A 20,667-nucleotide genomic window follows, 5' to 3' on the forward strand; every position below is an offset into this window, starting at 1 on the left:
GAGGTGGAAGTCCTCTATCCAGCCTGATGGCGGCGAAGGATTAGCGAAGCGCAAGGGCGTCACCGCGAGGTGGGGTCTGAAGAAAGCGTGGAGCAAAGCCGCGGCCCGATGGACAAACACCGGATAACGAGGCCTACCCGGCCGGACGAGCGAGCAACTGATCGCGAAGTCCAGGGTCATCAAGGGTCGGGGTGGTAAATTCGGCGGGCGCGCGGTGAAGGCGGTCGGTCTTACCTCGGGAGGTCTGCGTTGTGTCCCGGCAACGGGACTGAGGTCGTCGTAAGGCGGCCCGACCGCAGCGCAGAAGTCAGCTGAGGGCATAGTAGGTGGCGTGTGCCGCCGAAGGCCCGAACGGTGGAAGTGGTTAGTAGAGCAACGATCTCGCGCGAGCCATGCGGCAGAAGAATCAGGTCGAACTGAACTTGGGCACCGGAGCAGGCGGTGAAGCCGCAAGCTCCGCCGCCGGAGAGACCGAAGCAAGCGCGGTGAGAGCCAGCCTCGAACGCCCGGCGGTCGCAGGACCGTCGATGGAAGTAGTCGTCGAGCGTGAGAATCTGCAAGCAGCATTGGCGCAAGTGAAGCGCAACAAGGGTGCGGCAGGCGTCGATGGGATGACCGTCGGCGAGCTATCGGCCTATCTGAAGGAGCACTGGCTCACGATCCGCGCCCAGTTGCTTGACGGCACCTATAAGCCACAGCCGGTGCGGCGGGTGGAGATACCGAAGGCGTCGGGCGGCCTGCGGCCGCTCGGCATCCCGACGGTGCTCGACCGCTTCATCCAGCAGGCGGTGATGCAGGTGTTGCAGGCAGATTGGGACGGAACGTTCTCCGAGGCGAGCTTCGGCTTCCGGCCGACCCGCTCGGCGCATCAGGCGGTGGAACGGGCGCAGACCTACATCGCATCCGGTTACGCCGTCGTCGTCGACATCGATCTGGAAAAGTTCTTCGACCGGGTCAACCACGACATCCTGATGGGGCTCATTGCCAAACGGGTCGCTGACAAGCGCCTCCTCAAGCTCATCCGTGGCTTCTTGACTGCGGGTGTGATGGAGGCAGGGCTGGTCAGCCCGACGGAGGAGGGTACGCCGCAAGGCGGACCGCTCTCGCCGCTGTTGTCGAACCTGATGCTGGATGTGCTGGACAAGGAACTGGAGAAACGCGGCCATCGCTTCGTGCGCTACGCCGACGACTGCAATATCTATGTACGCAGTCAGAAGGCGGGCGAGCGGGTGTTGGCCGGCCTCGAACGGTTCCTCGAAAAGCACCTCAAGCTCAAGATCAACAAGGCCAAGAGTGCGGTCGCCAAACCGAGCGTTCGCAAGTTCCTGGGCTTCAGCTTTACCGGCGGAAGTGAACCACCGCGACGGCGCATCGCGCCGCAGGCGCTCGCCCGCTTCAAGGTAAAAGTTCTGGAGCTGACGCGACGCACGTGCGGTCGAAGCCTCGTGCAGATTACCAAGGAGTTGTCAGCCTACCTGATCGGGTGGCGCGGCTACTTCGGCTTCTGCCAAACCCCGTCGGTGTTGCGCGTGCTTGACCGGTGGATCAGGCGGCGGCTGCGCGCCGTCGTCTGGAAGCAATGGAAGTATGGACCCGCTCGCTTCGCCGAGCTGCGACGCCGTGGCGTCGGCCGGGATCTGGCAGCGCAAACTGCCGGCGCCCCGCATGGCCCTTGGCGGCTCGCGAACAGCCCCGCGCTCGCCATTGCTCTGCCAAATAGCTTCTTCGCTTCGCTCGGCTTGGCTTCCGTCACGGGACAGTGGCCTGCATAATCCGCCGAACCGCCGTATACGGACCCGTATGTACGGTGGTGTGGGAGGGGAGGAGTCGCGAGACTCCCCCCTATCCCGATTTGAGGATTGGTCATGCAGGTCGACGGACAGTGCCATTGCGGGAAGATCACGTTTGAAGCCGAGGTTGATCCCGACGCGATCTCGGTCTGTCATTGCACCGACTGCCAGACGCTGACCGGCTCGCCGTTCCGGGTCACCGCGATCTGCACCAGGGCCGACGTCAGGCTCACCGGCGGTACCCCCAAAGTCTACGGGAAGCGCGGCGACAACGGCCGGGTGCGCTTCCAGCACTTCTGCGCCGATTGCGGGTCCCCGCTGTTCACCAGCGGCGAGGGCGACCAGGCCGACGACTGGGGCATCCGCTGGGGCAGCATCCGCCAGCGCGATCAATTGCGTCCTGTCAGGCAGATCTGGTGCCAGTCGGCGGCGGTGTGGATCGACGCCGTGCCGCTGCTGCCGGGAAGGCCGCAGGATTGAGGCTCCTCGTTGGGACTGGGGTCTTGCCCGTTCGGGGCCCGTAGGGCTAAAGAGGCGGCGAGGGCGGTTAGCTCAGCTGGTTAGAGCATCTCGTTTACACCGAGAGGGTCCGCGGTTCGAATCCGTGACCGCCCACCAGCCTTCGAGCTCGGCAGGCCGGCTTAGACATCCAGGCCAGCTCAAACATCATTGACGCGACGCGAGTGAAGGCCGCCGCGCCGGAGCCGAACAGCCGAAAGCCGGGCTTTTGCCAGGGCATCCGGTGCCCTGAAAGAGACCCGTGGCGGGTCCAAAATTGCCTTCCTTCGGTCATCTTTTCGATCGCACCGCGAACCAGCGTTCCAGTTCCCTTGGTTTGCGTGGAGTATCGCCGTGATGAGTGATCTTCGCACGAAGTTGGAAAGGTACGAGGCCAAAGCCGCTCACTGCATGAAAGCAGCTCAGGAAGCGAGCGACGAAGCCGGCAAGGCTTTTTATGAGGAGCTTGCCCGCTATTATGACGAGCTGGCAACCGACTTCCGCCGGGTTCTTGCGAAGCGAACTGGAGCCGCGCTGGCGGCCGAATGACTTTGCGTAGCGCATTGGCGTAGCGCAGCTCGGCAGTAGGTTCTCTCACCGTTCGTCAACCTGTGACGCCGTGCAACGCGGCGAGAATGGAGGCATGTCTCGCCGACAGGCGGACGGAGCAGCCCTGGTTGACGGCGGCATTGCTTTTCGGCATCGGAGTCTTTCGACCGAGCTGCCAGAGGGGCATCCATGGAACGGCCCAGCGTACACGAGCAAAACGCCGACCAGATCGCCTATTGGAACGCCCCGAGCGGGCAGCGCTGGGCGGACCGCCATGCGGTGCAGGAGAAGCTGCTCGGGCCGATCGCCGACGTCCTGATCAACCGTGCCAAACCGAAGCCGGGCGAGCGCGTGATCGACGTCGGCTGCGGCTCGGGTGCGACGACGGTCGCGTTCGCGAAGGCGGTGGCGCCCGACGGTTTTGCGCTCGGCCTCGACGTCTCCGAGCCGATGCTGTCGCAGGCGCGCGCGCTTGCGCCAAAGGGCCTGCCGCTCGATTTCGTGCTGGCGGACGCGACCGTGCATCCGTTCGAGCCGGCGAGCTTTGACGTGCTCGCCTCGCGCTTCGGCGTCATGTTCTTCGCCGATCCCATCGCGTCCTTCACCAATCTGCGCTGCGCGCTGAAGCTTAGCGGGCGGCTTGCCTTCGTCTGCTGGCGCGAGCCGAAGGAAAACCCGTGGATGATGGCGCCGCTGATGGCCGTCTACAAACACGTGCCGAAGATGCCGCCGGTCGGGCCGGAGGAGCCGGGCCCGTTCGCCTTCGCCTCGGAGGAGCGCGTGATGCGCATCCTGAAAGGTGCGAGCTTCGCGGATGTCGGGATGGAGCCGCACGATCTTCCGATGGACATCGCGATCGGCGGCGGCCTCGATGCCGCCGTCGACGGCTCGCTCCAGATCGGCCCCGCCAGCCGCGCGCTGCAGGGCCATCCGCCCGAAACATATGAGGCCGCCAAAGCCTCGATCCGCGAGACTCTTGCGCCGTTCCTGAAAGGGCAGAGCGTGGCGCTGCCAGGTGCGATCTGGATCGTGACGGCGAAGGCGGCCTAGGGCTCCGTCATCATGCCCGGGCTTGTCCCGGGCATCCACGTCTGGCCTCACTCGCGGTGGCGCGTGGATGGCCGCGACAAGCCCGGCCGTGACGCCGTCGATGGCTGGCCTCGTTACACCACATCATCCGGCGCCAGCGCGCAGCCATTGTCGGGATGCGTCTCCACCTGAAGCGTCGTGTGGCCGATTCGGTAGGTCGTCCTCAGCAGCTGCGCCGTCTCCATCAGGAATGCATCGCCGGTGCCGGCGGGCATGACGAGGTGGCAGGTCAGCGCCGTTTCCGTGGTCGAGATCGGCCAGACGTGGAGGTCGTGGATCCCTGACACACCCGGCCGCGCCAGCAGGAAAGCCTTGATCGCGGCCAGGTCGGTGCCCTTCGGGGCGGCCGCCATCGACATGTCGATGGAGCCGCGCAGGAGGCTCGTGGTGCTCCAGAGGATGGTGGCGCAGATTACGAGGCTGGTGACGGGATCGAGCCAGAGCCAGCCGGTCCAGACGATCAGCGCGGCCGAGACCACGACGCCGAGCGAGACTGCAGCGTCGGCGGCCATATGCAGATACGCGCCTTCGATGTTGATGTCGTCCTTGCGCCCGCTTGCGAACAGCATGGCGGTAAAGCCGTTGATGAGGATGCCGATGCCGGCGACCACCATCACGGTGACGCCCGCGATCGGCTCAGGCGCGCGCAGGCGCAGGATCGCCTCCCAGCCGATCGCGCCGGTCGCCACCAGCAGGAATACCGCATTCGCCAGCGCCGCCAAGATGGTGGAGGCGCGCAAGCCATAGGTGAAGCGGCCGCTCGGCGCGCGCCTTGCCGCGACGGACGCAGCCCAGGCCACGACCAGGCCGAGCACGTCGGACAGGTTGTGACCGGCATCGGCGAGCAGCGCGGTGGAATTGCCGATATAGCCATAGATCGCCTCGACCACGACCAGCGCGGTGTTGAGCGAAATGCCGATCGCGAACGCCTTGCCGAAATTAGCGGGCGCGTGGACATGCGCGTGACCTTGACCATGGCCGTGACCATGATCATGCCTGTGGTTGGCATGATCATGATGGTGATGGCCGTGATGGTCGTGGTTGCCCAAGCCTAGCGCTCCCCGGAAGTCACCATGTCGGGCGCTATTGTAGGCGTTTCGTCCGCGGCGTCACGGCGGAACAGCACATAGAGCGCCGGCAGCACCAGCAGCGTCAGCACCGTCGAGGAGATGATGCCGCCGATCACCACGGTCGCGAGCGGCCGCTGCACCTCGGCGCCGGCGCCGGTGGCGAGCGCCATCGGCACGAAGCCAAGCGAGGCGACGAGGGCCGTCATCAGCACCGGCCGCAGACGGGTGAGGGCGCCCTCGCGTACGGCCTCCGCAATGGGCCGCCCCTCGCTGCGCAGCCGCTCGATGAACGCGATGATGACGAGGCCGTTGAGCACGGCGACGCCCGACAGCGCGATGAAGCCGACGCCGGCGCTGATCGACAGCGGGATGCCACGCAGCAGCAGTGCGGCAACGCCGCCGGTCAAGGCCAGCGGCACGCCGGAGAACACCAGCGCCGCGTCGGCCGCCGATCCCATCCCCATGAACAGCAGCAAGAAGACCAGCAGCAATGCCGCCGGCACGACGATCGTCAGGCGCTTGGTGGCGGAGACCAGCTGCTCGAATTGTCCGCCCCAGCCAATCCAGTAGCCCGGCGGCAGCTTGACCTTCTCGGCGACGGCGGCTTGCGTCTCGGCGACGAAAGAGCGCAAATCGCGCCCCCTGACGTTGGCCATCACCACCACGCGGCGCTTGCCGTTCTCGCGGCTGATCTGGTTCGGCCCCGGCGCGCTCTCGATCGCCGCGACGGAGGAGAGCGGCACGTAGCGCAGCGCCGTGCTTCCGCCGGGCCAGGCGGTCTTGGTGACCGCCGCGACATCCTCGCCAGGGGGCAGCGGGATCGGCAGCGACTTGATCGCATCCGGATCGGTGCGCAGGCTTTCGGGCAGGCGCACCACGATGTCGAAACGGCGGTCGCCCTCGAACAGCTTTCCGGCCGGCTTGCCGCCGATCGCGATCTCGATGAGGTTCTGCACCTCGCTCAGGCTGAGGCCGTAGCGTGACAGCGCCTGGCGGTCGAGCTTGACGGTGAGGATCGGCAGGCCCGCGATCTGCTCGGTCTTGACGTCGGCCGCGCCCTCGATGCCACGCACGACGCCGTCGACCTGCCGGGCGATGCCGGCGAGCACGTCGAGATCGTCGCCAAAGATCTTGACGCCGACGTCGCTGCGGATGCCAGCGATGAGCTCGTTGAAGCGCATCTGGATCGGCTGCGTCATGCCATAGGCGGTGCCGGGCAGGGTGTTGGCGGCGCGCTCGATCTCCTCGATCACCTCGTTCTTCGGCTTGGCCGGATCGGGCCAGTCGTCGCGCGGCTTCAGCGTGACATAGGTGTCGGCGGCGTTCGGCGGCATCGGATCGTTGGCGATTTCGGCGGTGCCGATCTTGGAGAAGATTTCTGCGACCTCCGGCACCTGCTTCACCGCCTTCTCGAGCCGCAGCTGCATGTCGACGCTCTGGGTGAGGCTGGTGCCGGGAATCCGGATGGTCTCGATGGTGATGTCGCCTTCGTCCAGGCTCGGGATGAATTCGCCGCCCATGCGTGTTGCCGCAAACAGGCTGCCGGCGACGATCAGTACGGCACTGAGCGCGACGCTGCGGCGGTAGCGGATGGCGCGGTCGAGCAGCGGAACGTAAAACCGCTTTGCCGCGCGCATGAAGATGTTCTCCTTCTCCGAGACCTTGCCGGTTACGACAATCGCCACCGCGGCCGGAACGAAGGTGACCGACAGCAGCGCCGCGCCCGCGAGCGCCATCAGCACGGTCAGCGCCATCGGCGTGAACATCTTGCCCTCGGTCCCGGTCAGGGTCAGGACCGGCAGATAGACCACGGCGATGACCAGCGTGCCGAACAGGCTCGGCTTGATGACCTCGCTGCTGGCGGCCCGGATGGTCCGGAGCCGTTCGTCCAGCGAGAGCAGCCGGCCGCGCCGGCGTTGCTCGGCCGCGAGCAGCCGTAGGCAGTTCTCGACGATGATGACCGCGCCGTCGACGATGATGCCGAAATCGATGGCGCCGAGACTCATCAGGTTTGCGCTGACCTTGCTCTCGACCATGCCGCTGATGGTGAACAGCATCGAGAGGGGGATGACGCAGGCGGTGATCAGCGCGGCGCGGATATTGCCAAGGATGAGGAACAGCACCGCGATCACCAGCGCGGCGCCCTCAATGAGGTTCTTCTCGACGGTCTCGATCGTTGCTTCCACCAGATGGGTGCGATCGTAGACGGCGCGCGCGATCACGCCGTCGGGCAGCGACTTCGCGATCTCGGCGAGCTTCGCCTTCACGCCCTGGGCAACACTGCGGCTGTTCTCGCCGACCAGCAGCATGGCAGTGCCGAGCACGGTCTCGCCGCCGTTCGCCGTCGCCGCGCCCGAGCGCAGGTCCTGGCCTTCGCTGACCTCGGCAACGTCGCGGATGCGCACCGGCACGCCGCCGCGCGAGCCGATCACGATGTCGCGGATCTCCGCGATATTGGCGACCTGGCCGGGCGCGCGGACCAGATATTGCTCGCCATTGCGCTCGATATAGCCGGCGCCGACGTTGGCGTTGTTGGCGGCGAGCGCCGTCATGATGTCGCGGAAGCCGAGCTTGTAGGCCATCAGCCGGCCGGGGATCGGCAGCACGTGGAACTGCCGTTCATAGCCGCCAATCGAATTGACCTCGATCACACCGCGAAGGGTGCGCAGCTGCGGCTTGATGATCCAGTCCTGGACGGTGCGCAATTCCGTCGGCGTGAACTCGGTCCCGGTGGGCGATTTCGCGCCGGGCCTGGCTTCGACGGAATAGACATAGATCTCGCCGAGCCCGGTCGAGATCGGGCCCATCGCGACTTCGGTGCCGGCAGGGAGCTGGTCCTTGGCCTGTTGGATGCGCTCGTTGACGAGCTGGCGCGCGAAATAGATGTCGGTGCCGTCCTGGAACACGACGGTGACCTGGCTCAGCCCGTAGCGCGAGATCGAGCGCGTATAGTCGAGCTTGGGCAGGCCGCCCATCGCGGTCTCGATCGGAAAGGTGATGCGCTGCTCGGCCTCGAGTGGCGACAGGCCCGGCGCGCGCGTATTGATCTGGACCTGGACGTTGGTCACGTCAGGCACCGCGTCGATCGGCAGGTGGGTGAAATTCCACGCGCCCAAGGCGCCGGCCGCGAGCGCGAGCAGGACCACCAGCCAGCGCTGGCGCACCGAGAATGCGAGAAGCGTGTCAATCATGATCGGTGTCTCCCTTGCCCATCTCGGCCTTGACGACAAAGCTGTTCTCGGCGACGTAGCGCTCGCCGGCGGACAGACCTGCGCGGATCTCGACGAATTTCGGATCGGAGTCGCCAAGCTCGACGGGGCGCGCCTCGATCTTGTCGCCGTCCTCACGGACGAACACGATGGTCTTGCTCTCGAGCGTCTGGATCGCGCTGCGGCGCACGGCGACCGCGACGTTGCGGGCGGCGAGGATCAGCCGCGCGGTGGCGAACAGACCGGGACGCAGGCGTCCGTCCGGATTTGGCAGCACCACGCGCGCGAGCGCGGTCTGGGTCTCGCTCGAACCGATCGGCGCCAGGTAGGAGATCGTCCCCTTGATCTCGCCGCGGCCGTCGTCGGCGTCGATCAGCACCTCGTCGCCGAGGCGGACGCGCCGCAGATCCTGCCGGTAGATCGACAGATCGACCCAGATGGTCGAGAGATCGGCGACGACGAAAGCCGGCTTCTGCTCGGAGGCGTATTCGCCGAGCGAGATCTGCCGCTCGATGACGGTGCCGGCGATCGGGGCCTTCAGCTCGTAGACCGTCAGGCTCTGGTTGCTCTCGATCGCGGCGAGCAGGTCGTCCTTGCCGACCCTGTCGCCGATCCGCTTCTGGATCGATTTTGCAAGTCCGGGAAAGCGGGGAGTGACCTGAACCACCGCCTCCTGGTTGGCGCGCAAGATGCCGTTGAAGGCGAGCGTGTCGGTCAGCGTCGCGCTCGCGGCCTCCGCCAGCGTGACGCCGGCCGCGGCGAGCTTGACGTCGGAGATGCGGATGCGGTCGGCGCCGTGCTCGTCCTGCTCGACATGGTCGTTCGGCTTCTTCTGTTCGGAACGCTCGGCATGTTCCGTCGAGGCAATCTTGGCCGGCACGAGCATGGAATAGCCGTAGGCGCCGAGCGCGGCGGCAACGACGGCGACGATGATGGTGGGGGCTGTCTTCATCGTGGGCTCTCCCGCGCGAGCGTGAAGGGATTTCCGACGAGGCCTTCGATGGTGGCAACGCCGACATGGAAGTTCTGCAGTGCCTCCTGCTCACGCAGGCGCGCCTGCGTCACGCTCGCCTGGGCGTCGAGCACTTCGAGCAGGGAGAAGCGGCCCTGGCCGTAGCCTTGCGAGATCGCTTCGGATGCTTCGGCCGCCTTGGGGATGGCGGTCTCGCGGAGCACCGCGAGCTCGCGCAGCGAGCCCTGGAGCGAGTCATAGGCGCGGCCGGCGACGACGATCAGCGTGTTGCGGCTCGCCTCGCGCTCGGCCCTGGTCTTGGCGAGGCTCTCCTGCGCCGAGAGGATGTTGCCCTGGTTCTGGTCGAACACGGGGATCGGCACCGAGACGCTGAGGCGCACCGCGTCGTCATTGGTCTCGTTGAAATGCCGCCAGCCGGCGGCGATGCGCACGTCGGGGTAGGGCCGCAAGCGCGCCATCAGCAGCTCGGCATTGCGCTGTGCATAGACCGCGGTCCAGCGCACCAGCTGCGGATTGGCATCGATAGCGGCGACCACCGATTGGAATGTCGGCGGCTTCCCCATGGTGTCGAGCCGGCCGGAGACCTCGCCGAATTTCGCGGCGGGATCGCCCATCAGCACCGCGAGCTCGCGCCGGGCGCTCGCCAGAGTCGCCTTGAAGCGCTCGCGGTCGGCCTTGACCAGCGCCGAGGCGACCTCGGCGCGGCCGGTTTCGGCCGGCGAGGAGGCGCCGGCTTCGACGCGGCGGCGCAGCAGCGGTGTCAGGCGGTCGATCGCGGCGATCTGCTCATTGAGGATCTGGATGCGCCGCTGCGCGCCGAGCACGCTGAGGAAGGCGATCGCGGTCTCCGATAACACTTCCAGCCTGACCGCTTTGCGCTGGATCGTGGCGACCTCGATGCCGGCCGCGCCGGCGGCGATCCGCGCCTCGCGCTTGCCGAACAGCTCGAAGGCCTGGCTGATCTGGAGCGTGGTCTCGGCCGATCTTGTGCCGCGATAGATACCCGACCCGAGCGAATTGTCCTGCTCATAGGACAGTTCCGGATTGAGCAGTGCGCCCGCCTGGATGCGCTGGCCGGTGGCGATGCCGACATCGCGCTCCGCCGCCGTGAGGCGCGGGCTCGTGGCGAGCGCGCGCGATAGCGCCGCGCGCATCGTCAGCGGCTGTGCGTGCGACGTCAGCACCAGCTGTGGGCTGATGAGAAAAGCCATCGCGCATGCCATGCGCGCGGCCGTCCGCCTGGAAAGCATGAATAGGACCTGTGAAGGAGATGAGATGGGTGCACGCGGTGCGCCCGGCTGATCCGTTCAGGTCAGATGCTTGGGAGGCGGGGAGTCGGTATCGGGGACGATGCCCGTGAGGTGGGGCTCGGGCTTCGGATGCGGAGCCGCCACGAGCGGGATCGACGTGCTCGATGGTGCCGGCTGAACGACCGCGACCGAGAAGCAGCCGTGGCAGTGATGCCCGCCGATCGCCTTGTGGTCGCTATGTCCCGCAGTATCGAGTGCCGTCGCAATTTCCGAGCCGCCGGCGGGCGTGGTCACGTCGATGTCGTGCAGGCCGTGCAGCGCGCCCGCGAGCAAATAGACCACCGCGATCAGCACGGACAGCAGGCCGCGCCAGTTGCGCGGTCGGCGGAATCCTGAGGGCTGGCGGTTCGCGAGCACGATGTCACTCTGGTTGCGGTCTGAGCCCCGCCTAGCATGGCGGCAGGAACAGTGTCGACCCGCAACATTGTTACGTTCCAGGAACATTTGCCGCAGCAGCGCGAGCTGCGAGCGCTTTTCATTGCCGGGCGATCACACGCGGGTGCGAGGTGAGCGTGTCGATCGCGGCCGCGCGTGCCGGCTCCGGAACATGGCTGATGCCGCCCGCCTCCACTGTGATGACGGCGTGACTCGCCTCCATCGCCCGCTCCAGCCATTTGATGGCTTCGTCGATCCATTGATCGTGGTGCTCGGGATCGGCGAGGGCCTTCTCCCGGAATAGATCCGCCTGATGCAGGCACGCCGTTCTGCGGTCCACGCGGCTCTCCCGATTTGCAGGTTCCACCCCGATCGCATCTTTGATGATCCGGCCGCCGGCGTCGTTAACATAGGACAGGCAACGGGCAGGTGAGGCAGTCGCGCACGCGGAAAGGCCCTAGCTCCGGGGCTGCCCGGCTGGGGCCTTTTGTGCTCACAGTCTTCATCCTTGGGACTCGAACAGACAATTCGCACCTCGCCAGTTCGTTCCACGGGACCATGTCGAATTAGGAACGTTCCTCATTCCTCCCGATTAGCGACAGGGAGTATTGAGGAGGACAAACCATGGACGGATTGATTTATCTCATCGGCTTGATCGTCGTGATCATGGCGATCCTGTCGTTCTTCGGCCTGCGCTGAGAGGGCCGCGATGACAGTCGAAACTCTCGTGCGGGAAGATGTGATGGAGGGCGGCGCCGCGATCGCCGAGGAGCGCCGGACCATCCAATGGGGCTCTGTGCTGGCAGGCGCCTTCGCCGCCGGGGCGATGTCGTTCATCCTGATCGGCTTTGGCGTCGCCATCGGCCTCGGGGTCAGTTCGGCCTCGCCGACATGGCGCGATGCGTCGGCGGCGCTGGCGCTGCTGTCCGGGTTGTATCTGGTCATCCAGGCAATCGTCAGCTTCGGTTTCGGCGGCTATATCGCCGGACGGACCACGCGTCCGGCGCCCGCGCTGGCGACGATCGAGGATGAGGGCGAGCGGCGGGACGGGCTGCATGGTCTGACGTCCTGGGCTCTCGCCGTGCTGATCGGCGCGGCGCTGATGGCGATCATCGGTGCGGCTGCGCTCGACCGCTCGCCGATGCGCAGCGGAGCGGGCAATACGACCTCCGCTGAGCCGCTGCTCAGCTACGAGCTAGACAAGTTGTTCCGCGCACCGCGCAGGCCTGCGAACACCGACATGCGGGAAGCCCGCGCCGAGGCGGGACGCATCCTGATGACGTCATCAAGCCATAGCGGTGTCAGCACTGACGACCGGACCTATCTCGTGCAGCAGGTCGCTGCGGTCACGGGATTGGCAGCACCTGATTCCGAGCGGCGGGTCGACGCGATGATCGCGGACTCCCGGACGGCGATCAACCGCGCGCGGCGCAACTCGATCATCGTGGCCTTCTCGGTCGCCGCGGCGGCCCTGATTGGCGCCGCAGTCGCCTGGGCTGCCGCCGTTGCCGGCGGACGCCACCGCGATGGTGAGCCGTTGCCGAACTGGATGGCAAGCTCGAACCGCTTCCATCGCAATCCGCGCGCGATGCCGGTGCCGTAGATAACCTGCAAAGATGATGGCCGGGACAGACCGGCCATCATTGTCTCGAGAGGCTAAGCCTTCTCCTCCCAGATCATCGCCAGATGCACGATGGTCTGCACGGCCTTTTCCATGTCCTGCCGGCTCACCCATTCGAGGCGCGAGTGGAACGCGTGCTCGCCCGCAAAAATGTTGGGGCAGGGCAGGCCCATGAAGGACAGGCGCGAGCCGTCGGTGCCGCCACGGATCGCGGTGCGCATCGGGCGCAGGCCGGCGCGGCGGATCGCCTCGATGGCGTATTCGAGCACGTGCGGGTGACGGTCGATCACCTGCTTCATGTTGCGGTACTGCTCGCGCACCTCGAACGTGTAGGTCGAGCGCGGATAGTCCTTCATCACGTCCTTGACGATGCCCTCGAGCAGGGCCTCCTTCTCCTTCAGCCCTTCCTCGGTGAAATCGCGCACGATGAAGGACAGCGTCGCCTGCTCGAGCGCGCCGTCGATTCCGATCGGATGCAGGAAGCCCTGCTTGCCCGAGGTCGTCTCCGGCGAGCAGCCTTCCTTCGGCAAGCGCTCGACGATGGCGGCGGCGATCTTGATCGCGTGCTCCATCTTGCCCTTGGCGTAGCCGGGATGGGCGCTGACGCCGTTGATGGTGATGGTGGCGCCGTCGGCCGAGAAGGTCTCGTCCTCGACGCTGCCGGCGCTTTCGCCGTCCATGGTGTAGCCGAAATCGGCGCCAAGCTTCTTCAGGTCGACATTGTCGACGCCGCGGCCGATCTCCTCGTCCGGCGTGAACAGGATCTTGATGGTGCCGTGCTTCACGTCGGGGTTGTTCATGAAAAAATGCGCGGCATCCATGATCTCGGCGACCCCGGCCTTGTTGTCGGCGCCGAGCAGCGTGGTGCCGTCGGTGGTGATGATGTCGTTGCCGATCTGGTTCTTCAGCGCCGGGTGTTCGGCAAAGCGGATCACCTGGTTGGGATCGCCCGGCAGCGCGATATCGCCGCCGCGGTAGTTCTTCACCATTTGCGGCTTGACGTCCTTGCCGGTGACGTCGGGCGAGGTGTCCATGTGCGAGCAGAAGCATATCACCGGCACCTTCTTGTCGGTGTTGGCCGGGATCGTTGCGTAGACGTAACCGTACTCGTCCAGATGCGCGTCCGCGACGCCCATGGCCTTCAGCTCGGCGGCGAGCATGCGGCCAAGATCTTTCTGTTTCTCGGTCGAGGGCGAACTGGGGGATTCCGGATCGGACTGGGTGTCGATGGTGACGTAGCGCAGGAAGCGTTCGGTCACGGTATGCGTGAAGGTGAGAGAGGACATTTCTGGTCAACCGCCGGGTCTTTGGGGGAGTAGGCGGTATATCAGAAAAGCGGGCCTTGATGCGGCCGGTCGAGACGGGATCAGGCTTAACGAGACGTAAGCCGCTCAGATCGCCTCTTTCAGTTCCTTGACCGGGCGGAACGCGACCTTCTTGCTGGCCTTGATGTGGATGGCCTCGCCGGTGGCGGGATTGCGGCCGGTGCGGGCGGCGCGCTTGCGGACCTGGAGGATGCCGAGGCCGACGATGCGGACGCGATCGCCCTTCTTCAGGTGCTTGGTGATCAGCTCGACCATGTCGGTGAGGACGGCCTCAGCGCGCTTTTTCGACAGGCCCTGGCTCTCCGCGATATCGGCGGCAAGGTGCTTGAGCGTGATGGTGGCGGGGGCGGCAGCCTTCTTCGCCGAATCCTTCTTAGCCATGTCTGGCCTCCTCAACTGTCCAATGACAGGGAATTCCCGGAAAAGCCGACAACGCGTGGGGGATCCCTCCAAGTGTCGGAAGGCGTAGACGATTCGGACGCGAGCTGACTATGCCACGGGTTCCCGAAGGCGGCCGGCAACGGCCCGCGCAGCCGCGAAAGGCGTCAAGAAATTCGGGCCAAGGCTATGAAGGCATTGCCAAAATGGCGCGAGAGACGGGGCTCGAACCCGCGACCTCCGGCGTGACAGGCCGGCGCTCTAACCAACTGAGCTACTCCCGCGTGGCTCGCTGAACGCGCGCGGAACGAGGGGGGACTTAAAGGCGGGGCTTGGTGAAGTCAAGGACGTTGCGCTTCACCCGCCCATCTCGGCTAAGCATTGCTTTGGAAAACGAAAAAGCCGCCCTGCGGCGGCCATGGGTCAGCCCGAAACAGGGTGTCTCAGCGAATCTCCGCCCTGCCCGCGCTGGTCACCGCCACCGGCTTGCCGGCCTTGATCACGTGGGTGGACTGGGCGGTTTGGCTGTAATCGGCATTGGTGCGGGCTGCGATCCCGAAGCCGGCCACCAGGATACCAGCAACCAGCGCCACCCCCACGATCTTCAGGTGGGTCGCACGATCAGCAGAGTGAATTGAGTGGTTCATCCGAGCCTCCCGACGGGCTTTGCCGCCGTCTATGGGCTCTTCTTCTAGGGATCATCTGTTTCCGGATGGTTTCGCGGGCTCCGCAAAATGGTTTCATGAATACGCCCGGTTGATTTCGCGGGGCTTGCGGCCCGCACCGTCCTTAGGCGGCTGCCCGGCCGATGTCGTGCCGGATCGTGCGCGCCGCCCAGATGAAGAGCAGGGCGCCGAGCGTCGTTGTCACCGCCGCCGAGAGCAGGGAATAGCGTACGGCGTCTGCGCCATAGCTGCCCTTGAGGGCGTCGTTGATCATGCCGACGGCGAGCGGGCCGACGCCCTGGCCGAAGCAGGTCGCGGTGAGCGCAATGAGGGCGGAGGCCAGTGCCCGCATGCTGGGCTTGGCCACGGTCTGCGCGATCGCGAAGATCGGGCCGAGATGGAAGCCGACCAGGAACGAGGTCAGCGCAAGCGTGGCGACCATCATCGAAAAATCCTGCGTTAGCATGCACAGCGCGAACACCGGGCCGGCTAGCCCTGAGGTGATCGCGGGGGCCCACAGCTTCCAGCGGTCGTCACGATGACTGACTTGCGCCACCACGAAGCCGCCGAGCAGGGTGCCGGCCATGCCCGCGAGCCCCTTGAAGGTGCCGGCATAGGTGCCGATCTCGGTGCTCGACAGGTGATGCACACGGGCGAGGAACGGCGGGATCCAGGCCGCTGTGGCATAGTTCGTGTAGGTCGTGAGGCAAAAGCCGATCAGCACGATCACGAAACTCTGCTGTGAGGCCAGGAAGCGCAGCGTTGGCCCGAGCGGCTCGGGCACAAAATTCTCCTGCATCGCGCCACGCTTCGGCTCGGAGATCGTCAGCCATAGGATGATCGCGAGCAGGATGCCGGGCAGGCCCGCGACATAGAATGCCGTCCGCCAGCCATAGTGCTGGTTGACGTAGCCGCCGACGAAATAGCCGAGGAAGACGCCGAGATAGGTGCCGATGGCGTAGATGCCGAGCGCGCGCGGACGCTCGTTCTTGGCGAAGAGATCGGCGACGATCGATTGCGAGGCGGGGGAGCCCGCGGATTCGCCGATGCCGACGCCGATGCGGGCGAGCGCCAGCGAGGTCACGCTGGTGGCCGCGCCGCACAGCGCCGTCATCGCGCTCCAGAACGCGAAGGCCATCGCAATGATGTTGCGCCGGTTGAGCCGGTCGGCGACACGCGCGATGGGGATGCCGAGCAGGGAATAGAACAGCGCGAACCCGAAGCCCGCGAGCAGGCCCATCATGGTGTCGCTGAGGGCAAACTCCTTCTTGATCGGCTCGATCAGGACGTTGAAGATCGTGCGGTCGAGGAAGTTCAGCGCGTAGATGATGGTGAGCAGCCCCAGCACGTAATAGCGACGTGCCGAGGGCTTTGCCGTGACGGCCGTTCGCACCGACATCTGTGACGTCACGTCGACCATCGCTTCCCCCAATCTGTCTTCGTTATCGTTGTCGGTCCACTCTCAAGGGCTGCTAAGTCGAGCCTTCGCGGATGTAATTCCCCGCTTCGAATTCGATCGGAGGCGCACTTTTGTCGAAGGAGACACCGATCGGATCGCGGCCCACTTCCATCGCCTCCAATTGTTCGGTCAGCATGCGGCGGAGCATCAGGATGCCGCGGTCGCTCTGGCCGAAATGCTCCTCGGAGTGGACCGTGACCTCGCCCTGGCCGACCTGGGCTTCATAATCGCCCGGGAATTGCTGATGCTCTTCCTCGGTCATGTCCCACCAGAATTTGCCGTTGAATTTTGAGCGCATGCGGCTGATCTCGCCTGATGCCTTGACGCGTCCGGCGACGTAGATGCGGAACGACGTGTCGTCGATCGGTAGCACCCAGCCGATCGACTCGACGCGCGCGAACTGCGCGACGCGCGGGTTCGGCACCACGCGCAGCGTCGGCAATGCGGCCTCGCTGACGCGGTAGAAGATCTTGCCGCCGTCCTGCTTGCGCTCGGAGCGCACGAGGACGCCGCGTGGCGATGTCTCGAACTTCACCTCCGGAATGGACGCCATCATCTTGGTGAATTGCGGGCCCGAGAACGAGCCGTGCAGCACCGGCACGTGGTAGGGGTCGACCACGTTCTCGAAATGCTGGAGCCAGTTGCAGGGGATGATGGCAGGTCCGCCGCCGCCGATCGATGAGTCATCCGCCTCCACGAACTCGCCGTCATCCATGTTCTCGAGGCACTCGTAGGCCGGCAGCACCGGGCGTTTCTCGGCCGGCCCCATATAAGCGAAGATCAGCCCGTAGCGCTCCTCGACCGGATACCAGGGCTGGCGCACCTTGTCCTTGAACTGGCCGCCCTGGAGCTCGCAGGGCTGCTCTAGGCAGTGGCCTTCGCTGTCGAACTTCCAGCCGTGATAGCAGCAGCGGATGCCGTCGTCCTCGACCTTGCCGTAGTAGAGCGTGGTGCCGCGGTGGCAGCAGCGGGCGTGCAAGAGGCCGGCGCGGCCGTGCTTGTCGCGGAACAGCACCAGATCCTCGCCCAGCGCGCGCACCTTCTTCGGTGTGCCGGCGGCGTCACCGACGAGCCCGACCGGATGCCAGTAGCGGCGCAGCAGCTCGCCCATCGGGGTGCCGCGCGCGACCGACGTGAGCTCGGTGCGCGTGTGCGCCGGCTTCATCGCATAGGCCGTGCCGAGATCCCGATCCCGCTGGGTCATGGTCATGCTGGTCCTCCCGCCGCCGGCCTTGTTCGTCCGGTCAATTCGTCACTTGACCCAGTGAAAGATAATTCGATGACAATGTCAACGATCGTCTAGAGTGCCTCTTAGTTGCATTCGGTCAGGTTACGGAGGTTGCGCTACCAAAGCTCGGCCGAGACTTGGCACGCCCTGGCTTTCTTGGCAGAGGTGGGATCATGAGCCAGACATTGGGCAGGGCCGGACGCGCGTCGTCCGATGCGGATGAAAGCCACTCGCCGGCGCCGATCACCGCGATGCTGTCGTCGCGGCTGATGGTGCTCGCCAACCTGCTCAAGCGCGGCGCCATCCTGCGCTACAAGCGCCTCACCGGATTGTCCTCGGTCGAGTTCGGTCTCGTCGCCTCGCTCGGCCGCCGGCCGCCGATGAGCGTGGCGCGGCTCGCCGAGGCCGTCGGCCAGGACAAGGGCCAGATCAGCCGTGCGCTCGCCAATCTGTTGTCGCGCAAGCTGATCGCGAAATCGGCAAACCCGAAAGATAGCCGCGAGGTGCTGATCTCGCTGACCGCGGCAGGCCTCGCCGCGCATGATGCGATCGTCGAAGGCGCGCAGGAGCGCAATCGGCAATTGCTGGAGCAGTTGAGTGCGAACGAGCTCGACACGCTGCTGGCGCAGATCGATCGCCTCACGGCCGCCGCCGAGAAGATGCTCGAAGCTGAAAAGGGAGCGCGCTGAGCGCGCAGAAACATCCGGAAACGCTGGAACCGGATTGGATTCTTTCTAAGAACTTTTCAATTAGGGAATTCGCGCGCGCTCACATAAGCGTCGCTGCAAACGCATGCTGCACGGGGATCGGCGGCATGACGCATCAAACATGCAGCTTCGGGGTGGCGCGTTGAACAGACTTGGAATGCTGCGGTCGGCCGTGTTGGCGACCGCATCCGCTTGGGTTTTGGTACCGCAGGGTTCGCACGCACAATCGTCCACGCAGAGTGGGGCGCAGAACCTGCCGCCGGTGACCGTTGCGGCACCGGAGCAGCGCCGCCGCGCGGCCGCGGCGCCCCAGCGCCGCGCGCCGCGATCGGTGCAGACCGCCAATCGAACCACTCCCCAGCCGCAGCGCAATGTCGGCGTCGTCGAGACGCCGAGCGGTCCGGTGCATGGCTATGTCGCGCGTCGCAGCTCGTCCGGCACCAAGACCAACACGCCGATCATGCAGACGCCGCAGTCGGTCTCCGTCATCGGCGCCGAGCAGATCCGCGACCAGAAGGCGAACAAGCTGGACGAAGTCCTGCGCTACACCGCCGGCGTACGCGCCGGCACCTTCGGCGCTGACACGCGCAACGATTGGTGGCTGATCCGTGGCTTCAAGTCTGACGACGTCGGCCTGTTCCTCGACGGCATGCAGCTGTTCTACACTTCTTATGCGAGCTGGAAGCTCCAGACGCCCAACATGGAGCGGGTCGAGGTATTACGCGGGCCGTCGGCGGTGCTCTACGGCGGATCGAGCCCGAGCGGCATCGTCAACGTCATCAGCAAGATGCCGCCAGCCGAGCCGATCCGCTATGTCGAGACCGGCGTGAACAATTTCGGCAACGCTTATGTCGGGTTCGATTTCGGCGGGCCGGTCGCGACGCAGCCGCTAGACGGCAAGCTGTTCTACCGCGTCGTCGGCCAGGTCCAGAACGGTCCGACGCAGGTCAACTTCACGCCCGACAACAACTACTTCATTGCGCCGTCCTTCACCTGGAGGCCGGATGCCGATACGACGTTCACGGTGCTGGCCTCGGCCTCGCGGCAGGAGACGCGCGGCATCAACTTCCTGCCCTATCAGGGCACGGTGACCAGCGCGCCGTTCGGCAAGATCCCGACGAGCTTCTTCATAAGCGATCCCAGCGTCGACAAATTCACGCGCGAGCAGGAGATGCTCGGCTACCAGTTCGAGCGCAATCTCACCGACGACCTCACGTTCCGCCAAAATGCCCGCTTTGCGCATGTCGACGTGACGTATCGCGGCTACGTCGGCAACGGCTGGGACAACATCAACGCGGCCACGCTGGGCCGGTACAATTGGTATGCGAAGGATACCGCCAACCAGGGCAATCTCGACAACCAGCTGGAATACCGCTTCGGCACCGGTCCCGTGAAGCACACGATGCTGTTCGGCGTCGATTTGCGCGGCTACCAGATCGACGACTATCAGGCCTTCAACTTCGGCACGGTGCCCTCGATCAACGTGTTCAATCCGGTTTATGGCGTGAACGTCCCGATCACCGGCGCACCATTCCGCAACTTCCTGATCACGCAGAAGCAGGCCGGCACCTACGTGCAGGACCAGATGAACCTCGGCAACTTCACGCTGGTGCTGAGCGGCCGCAACGATTGGGTCGAGACCACGCAAGCCGCGCGTGACACGGGTGCGAATGTCGCTCAACGCGACGACAGCCGGTTCAGCGGACGCGCCGGATTGATCTACAATTTCGACAACGGTATCGCGCCCTATATCTCCTATGCGACGAGTTACAATCCAGTCATCGGCCTGAATGCGAGCAACCAGCTGCTGCTTCCGGAGACCGGCAAGCAGGCTGAAATCGGCGTCAAGGTCGCACCGAAGGGATTTGACGGCTACTTTACCGCCTCGTTCTTCGACCTGAAGCGCCAGAACGCGCTGACGACCGATCCGGCGAACCCGTTGCTGCAGAACCAGACCGGCGAGGTGACCTCGCGCGGCATCGAGCTCGAAGCAGTGGCCAATGCCACCCGGGAGCTGAAGCTGATCGGTGCCTTCACGGCCTATCACCTGTTCGCCAGCAGGGATCTCGACCCATCGCTGGTCGGCAAGACGCCGACCAACACGCCGGAGCTGCTGGTCTCGGGATGGGCGGACTACACTTTCAAGGACGGACCGCTCGAAGGATTTGGTTTCGGCGGTGGCGTTCGCTATGTCGGCTCCTCCTGGGCCGACGCCGCCAACACGCTCGAGGTTCCCGCGGTCGTGCTCGGCGATCTCGCGCTTCATTACGAATGGCAGAACTGGCGTACGGCTCTCAACGTGATCAATCTGACCGACAAGATCTACGTCGCGAGTTGCGCGACAGCGACGTCCTGCTTCTACGGCGACCGCCGGCGCGTCACCGCCAGCGTGTCCTACAAATGGTAGGCGAGGGGAGGACG

The 20,667-nt window shown here is 65.4% G+C and carries 18 protein-coding genes and 2 tRNA genes; 8 read left to right on the forward strand and 12 right to left on the reverse strand.

Annotated elements, in window-relative coordinates:
• The first annotated feature begins 392 nt into the window (after window positions 1-392).
• The 5 genes from ltrA (at window position 393) to ACVWY3_RS09290 (ending at window position 3,887) form a co-directional block, all read left to right on the forward strand.
• Window positions 393-1,772 carry a group II intron reverse transcriptase/maturase gene (ltrA, locus tag ACVWY3_RS09270; RefSeq protein ID WP_456837647.1) on the forward strand — a complete coding sequence of 460 codons (1,380 nt, stop codon included), beginning with the start codon at window positions 393-395 and terminating at the stop codon, window positions 1,770-1,772.
• Between the two features lie 93 nt (window positions 1,773-1,865).
• Window positions 1,866-2,270 (forward strand): GFA family protein, encoded by a 405-nt coding sequence (locus ACVWY3_RS09275; protein WP_456838169.1) that lies wholly within the window; start codon window positions 1,866-1,868, stop codon window positions 2,268-2,270.
• A 61-nt stretch (window positions 2,271-2,331) separates the two neighbouring features.
• Window positions 2,332-2,408 (forward strand) — tRNA-Val (locus ACVWY3_RS09280).
• A gap of 237 nt (window positions 2,409-2,645) precedes the next feature.
• A complete protein-coding gene (locus ACVWY3_RS09285; protein WP_456838170.1) occupies window positions 2,646-2,837 on the forward strand; it encodes a hypothetical protein in 192 nt (63 codons plus the stop codon).
• 189 nt (window positions 2,838-3,026) lie between these two features.
• On the forward strand, window positions 3,027-3,887 hold the full coding sequence (locus ACVWY3_RS09290; RefSeq protein WP_456838171.1) for a class I SAM-dependent methyltransferase: 861 nt from the start codon (window positions 3,027-3,029) through the stop codon (window positions 3,885-3,887).
• Window positions 3,888-4,000: 113 nt separating this feature from the next.
• Here the strand turns inward: ACVWY3_RS09290 and ACVWY3_RS09295 are convergent, their stop codons facing one another.
• From ACVWY3_RS09295 to ACVWY3_RS09320, 6 genes are all read right to left on the reverse strand, one after another.
• On the reverse strand, window positions 4,001-4,975 hold the full coding sequence (locus ACVWY3_RS09295) for a cation diffusion facilitator family transporter (protein ID WP_456838172.1): 975 nt from the start codon (window positions 4,973-4,975) through the stop codon (window positions 4,001-4,003).
• A 2-nt stretch (window positions 4,976-4,977) separates the two neighbouring features.
• Window positions 4,978-8,187, reverse strand: a complete 3,210-nt coding sequence (locus tag ACVWY3_RS09300; RefSeq protein ID WP_456838173.1) for an efflux RND transporter permease subunit — start codon at window positions 8,185-8,187, stop codon at window positions 4,978-4,980.
• Window positions 8,180-9,157, reverse strand: coding sequence for a divalent metal ion exporter adaptor subunit IhpB (gene ihpB, locus ACVWY3_RS09305; RefSeq protein ID WP_456838174.1), 978 nt, complete (start codon window positions 9,155-9,157; stop codon window positions 8,180-8,182). Before ihpB ends, ACVWY3_RS09300 begins: the two co-directional genes overlap by 8 nt.
• Window positions 9,154-10,428 (reverse strand): divalent metal ion exporter subunit IhpA, encoded by a 1,275-nt coding sequence (gene ihpA, locus ACVWY3_RS09310; protein ID WP_456838175.1) that lies wholly within the window; start codon window positions 10,426-10,428, stop codon window positions 9,154-9,156. The genes ihpB and ihpA overlap by 4 nt, the downstream gene beginning before the upstream one ends.
• 57 nt (window positions 10,429-10,485) lie before the next feature.
• Window positions 10,486-10,845 (reverse strand): hypothetical protein, encoded by a 360-nt coding sequence (locus tag ACVWY3_RS09315; protein WP_456838176.1) that lies wholly within the window; start codon window positions 10,843-10,845, stop codon window positions 10,486-10,488.
• Window positions 10,846-10,963: 118 nt separating this feature from the next.
• Entirely contained in the window at window positions 10,964-11,203 is a 240-nt protein-coding gene (locus tag ACVWY3_RS09320; RefSeq protein ID WP_456838177.1) for a hypothetical protein, read from the reverse strand.
• Between the two features lie 369 nt (window positions 11,204-11,572).
• Here ACVWY3_RS09320 and ACVWY3_RS09325 point away from each other — a divergent pair, with 369 nt between their 5' ends.
• The gene (locus ACVWY3_RS09325) at window positions 11,573-12,466 is read left to right on the forward strand and encodes a hypothetical protein (RefSeq protein ID WP_456838178.1); all 894 of its coding nucleotides are present in this window, start codon (window positions 11,573-11,575) and stop codon (window positions 12,464-12,466) included.
• A gap of 53 nt (window positions 12,467-12,519) precedes the next feature.
• Here the strand turns inward: ACVWY3_RS09325 and pepT are convergent, their stop codons facing one another.
• The 6 genes from pepT to ACVWY3_RS09355 form a co-directional block, all read right to left on the reverse strand.
• Window positions 12,520-13,770 carry a peptidase T gene (gene pepT / locus ACVWY3_RS09330; RefSeq protein WP_456838179.1) on the reverse strand — a complete coding sequence of 417 codons (1,251 nt, stop codon included), beginning with the start codon at window positions 13,768-13,770 and terminating at the stop codon, window positions 12,520-12,522.
• A gap of 105 nt (window positions 13,771-13,875) precedes the next feature.
• Window positions 13,876-14,190 (reverse strand): HU family DNA-binding protein, encoded by a 315-nt coding sequence (locus ACVWY3_RS09335; protein ID WP_456838180.1) that lies wholly within the window; start codon window positions 14,188-14,190, stop codon window positions 13,876-13,878.
• 204 nt (window positions 14,191-14,394) lie between these two features.
• Window positions 14,395-14,471: transfer RNA gene (locus tag ACVWY3_RS09340), tRNA-Asp, on the reverse strand.
• A gap of 159 nt (window positions 14,472-14,630) precedes the next feature.
• Window positions 14,631-14,834 carry a hypothetical protein gene (locus ACVWY3_RS09345; RefSeq protein WP_456838181.1) on the reverse strand — a complete coding sequence of 68 codons (204 nt, stop codon included), beginning with the start codon at window positions 14,832-14,834 and terminating at the stop codon, window positions 14,631-14,633.
• A 142-nt stretch (window positions 14,835-14,976) separates the two neighbouring features.
• The gene (locus ACVWY3_RS09350) at window positions 14,977-16,272 is read right to left on the reverse strand and encodes a spinster family MFS transporter (RefSeq protein ID WP_456838182.1); all 1,296 of its coding nucleotides are present in this window, start codon (window positions 16,270-16,272) and stop codon (window positions 14,977-14,979) included.
• Between the two features lie 52 nt (window positions 16,273-16,324).
• Window positions 16,325-17,521, reverse strand: coding sequence for a Rieske 2Fe-2S domain-containing protein (locus ACVWY3_RS09355; RefSeq protein ID WP_456838183.1), 1,197 nt, complete (start codon window positions 17,519-17,521; stop codon window positions 16,325-16,327).
• Window positions 17,522-17,712: 191 nt separating this feature from the next.
• Between ACVWY3_RS09355 and ACVWY3_RS09360 the strand changes: the two genes are divergently transcribed.
• Together ACVWY3_RS09360 and ACVWY3_RS09365 are read left to right on the forward strand one after the other, a co-directional pair.
• Entirely contained in the window at window positions 17,713-18,228 is a 516-nt protein-coding gene (locus ACVWY3_RS09360; protein WP_456838184.1) for a MarR family winged helix-turn-helix transcriptional regulator, read from the forward strand.
• Between the two features lie 175 nt (window positions 18,229-18,403).
• Window positions 18,404-20,653, forward strand: coding sequence for a TonB-dependent siderophore receptor (locus ACVWY3_RS09365; protein WP_456838185.1), 2,250 nt, complete (start codon window positions 18,404-18,406; stop codon window positions 20,651-20,653).
• The last annotated feature ends 14 nt before the right edge of the window (window positions 20,654-20,667 follow it).

The organism is Bradyrhizobium sp. USDA 4486, from assembly GCF_054057995.1.

Coding starts and splice junctions, on each gene's coding strand:
- ltrA (WP_456837647.1), top strand. CDS start 393: ATGCGGCAGAAGAATCAGGTCGAACTGAACTTGGGCACCGGAGCAGGC.
- ACVWY3_RS09275 (WP_456838169.1), top strand. CDS start 1,866: ATGCAGGTCGACGGACAGTGCCATTGCGGGAAGATCACGTTTGAAGCC.
- ACVWY3_RS09285 (WP_456838170.1), top strand. CDS start 2,646: ATGAGTGATCTTCGCACGAAGTTGGAAAGGTACGAGGCCAAAGCCGCT.
- ACVWY3_RS09290 (WP_456838171.1), top strand. CDS start 3,027: ATGGAACGGCCCAGCGTACACGAGCAAAACGCCGACCAGATCGCCTAT.
- ACVWY3_RS09300 (WP_456838173.1), bottom strand. CDS start 8,187: ATGATTGACACGCTTCTCGCATTCTCGGTGCGCCAGCGCTGGCTGGTG.
- ihpB (WP_456838174.1), bottom strand. CDS start 9,157: ATGAAGACAGCCCCCACCATCATCGTCGCCGTCGTTGCCGCCGCGCTC.
- ihpA (WP_456838175.1), bottom strand. CDS start 10,428: ATGCTTTCCAGGCGGACGGCCGCGCGCATGGCATGCGCGATGGCTTTT.
- ACVWY3_RS09325 (WP_456838178.1), top strand. CDS start 11,573: ATGACAGTCGAAACTCTCGTGCGGGAAGATGTGATGGAGGGCGGCGCC.
- pepT (WP_456838179.1), bottom strand. CDS start 13,770: ATGTCCTCTCTCACCTTCACGCATACCGTGACCGAACGCTTCCTGCGC.
- ACVWY3_RS09335 (WP_456838180.1), bottom strand. CDS start 14,190: ATGGCTAAGAAGGATTCGGCGAAGAAGGCTGCCGCCCCCGCCACCATC.
- ACVWY3_RS09345 (WP_456838181.1), bottom strand. CDS start 14,834: ATGAACCACTCAATTCACTCTGCTGATCGTGCGACCCACCTGAAGATC.
- ACVWY3_RS09350 (WP_456838182.1), bottom strand. CDS start 16,272: ATGGTCGACGTGACGTCACAGATGTCGGTGCGAACGGCCGTCACGGCA.
- ACVWY3_RS09355 (WP_456838183.1), bottom strand. CDS start 17,521: ATGACCATGACCCAGCGGGATCGGGATCTCGGCACGGCCTATGCGATG.
- ACVWY3_RS09360 (WP_456838184.1), top strand. CDS start 17,713: ATGAGCCAGACATTGGGCAGGGCCGGACGCGCGTCGTCCGATGCGGAT.
- ACVWY3_RS09365 (WP_456838185.1), top strand. CDS start 18,404: ATGCTGCGGTCGGCCGTGTTGGCGACCGCATCCGCTTGGGTTTTGGTA.